The sequence below is a fragment of the Stenotrophomonas sp. HMWF003 genome, assembly GCF_003061285.1.
GTDB classification, from domain to species: Bacteria; Pseudomonadota; Gammaproteobacteria; order Xanthomonadales; family Xanthomonadaceae; genus Stenotrophomonas; species Stenotrophomonas maltophilia_AP.
In genome coordinates this window covers 5,370-6,518 of record NZ_QAIW01000330.1, presented here as the reverse complement: position 1 = coordinate 6,518, position 1,149 = coordinate 5,370, and the positions used below count along the sequence as shown (strand labels likewise).

At 68.2% G+C, this 1,149-nt stretch carries 1 protein-coding gene and 1 pseudogene; one reads left to right on the top strand and one right to left on the bottom strand.

The genetic code is table 11. The features are described from left to right. The coding region (locus DBR34_RS13275; RefSeq protein WP_258223908.1) for a DUF481 domain-containing protein at positions 1 to 604 on the top strand (604 nt) is incomplete at its 5' end. Positions 605 to 692: 88 nt separating this feature from the next. On the opposite strand, the pseudogene DBR34_RS23060 reads toward DBR34_RS13275, so the two are convergent. Then, a pseudogene (locus DBR34_RS23060) lies at positions 693 to 1,149 on the bottom strand (hydroxymethylbilane synthase); the annotation flags it as partial.

Genomic DNA, 1,149 nt, shown 5'->3' with positions numbered 1-1,149 from the left:
GCGCCTGCGCTATACCGACGACGACTGGGTGCACAGCATGGACCTGTTCGGCCTGCGCTCGCGCTCGGAATACGTCGAGACCGCCGATGACGGCACGGTTACCAAGCGCCGCAACACCACGGCCAACCGCTACACCGGCAGCGCCGGCAGCGCATTGCAGCTGGGCGAGCACCGCCAGCTGACGGCCACGGTGCGTTACGAGCGCGACGACTTCGCCACCTACGACCGCCAGAGCTCGTTCGGTCTGGGTTACGGCACCCGGCTGGTGGAAGGCGACCGCTTCTACATGGACGCGCAGATCGGCCCCGGTGTGCGCCGCACGCACAACACCGAAGACGATGAAACCCGCACCGGCCTGATCGGCCGTGGCCTGTTCGACGTGAAGTACTCGCTGACCCCCAACACCGACCTGGTCAACACGCTGCTGGTGGAGTCGGGCTCGTACAACACCTTCGGCCAGAACGATTTCGGCGTGTCGGTGAGCATGAACGAACACCTGGCGCTGAAGGCCGGCTGGCAGGCGCGTTACAACAGCGACGTGGCCGAAGACAAGCGCAAGACCGACACCCTGACCACCATGAACGTGGTCTACAAATTCAAATGATGATGTCCGCGATCGGCTCTGCCGCCCGGTAGAGCCGACCGTTGGTCGGCTGCAGACACCCCGGCTGCCGGCACGCCCGGCACCCCGGCTAAACGCCCAACAATTCCCCTGCCCCACCGGCCAGCAACCCGGCCGCCACCTGCCGGCCCAGCGCATCCGGGTCACGGCCCGGGCCGCGCGCCTCGGCACGCACCAGGCGGCCATCGACCACGCCGCCGACCAGGCCCTGCAGGAACAGATCCTCGCCTTCCCACTGCGCGAACCCGGCCACCGGCACGTGGCAGCTGCCATGCAGCGCACGGTTCATGGCGCGCTCGGCTTCGACACAGGCACGCGTACGCGGATCGTCGAGCGCGGCGAACAACGCCATCACCCGTGCATCCTCGCCATTGCATTCCACCGTTACCGCGCCCTGCGCCGGGGCCGGCAACCACGTCGGTGCGTTCAAGCGCGCCACGATGCGCCCGCCCAGGCCCAGCCGCTCCAGCCCGGCCACCGCCAGCACGATTGCGTCGTAGCCGCCGTTGTCAAGCTTGGCCAGGCGT